We start from the raw sequence: 468 nt of genomic DNA, 5'->3' as shown, positions 1-468 counted from the left end.
AATCCATAGTTTTAAAGCTATCAACCTCATTTTTAGAGTTAACATCCTTAGTGTAAACACTTATAACATAGTTTCCAGTAGTAGTAGGATTCCAAGTGAAAGAGTTAGAAGTAGAGTAATCCTTAACAGTCTTCCAACCTGTAGAATCTTTTACTAGAAATTTATAAAGAATCGAAGATCCACCAGTAGCATTTGCAGTAAAAGTAATAGAAGAACCAGGTGCTGCAGGTGAAGGTCTATTTGCAGTTATAGAGTTCACAACAACAGGGTTATTATTAACTATAGAATAATCCATAGTTTTAAAGCTATCAACATCATTTTTAGAGTTAACATCCTTAGAGTAAACACTTATAACATAGTTTCCAGTAGTAGTAGGATTCCAAGTGAAAGAATTAGAAGTAGAGTAATCCTTAACAGTCTTCCAACCTGTAGAATCCTTTACTAGAAATTTATAAAGAATCGAAGATC

The 468-nt window shown here is 32.3% G+C and carries 1 protein-coding gene; it reads right to left on the bottom strand.

Features of this window, described 5'->3' with window-relative positions; translation table 11 throughout:
- The coding region (locus tag ACSYT2_RS18525) for a triple tyrosine motif-containing protein (protein ID WP_438385421.1) at positions 1-468 on the bottom strand (468 nt) is incomplete at both ends.

Source organism: Clostridium zhoujianii (assembly GCF_051590805.1).
Taxonomy (GTDB): domain Bacteria; phylum Bacillota; class Clostridia; order Clostridiales; family Clostridiaceae; genus Clostridium.
This window is presented reverse-complemented; position numbering and strand designations above follow the sequence as displayed.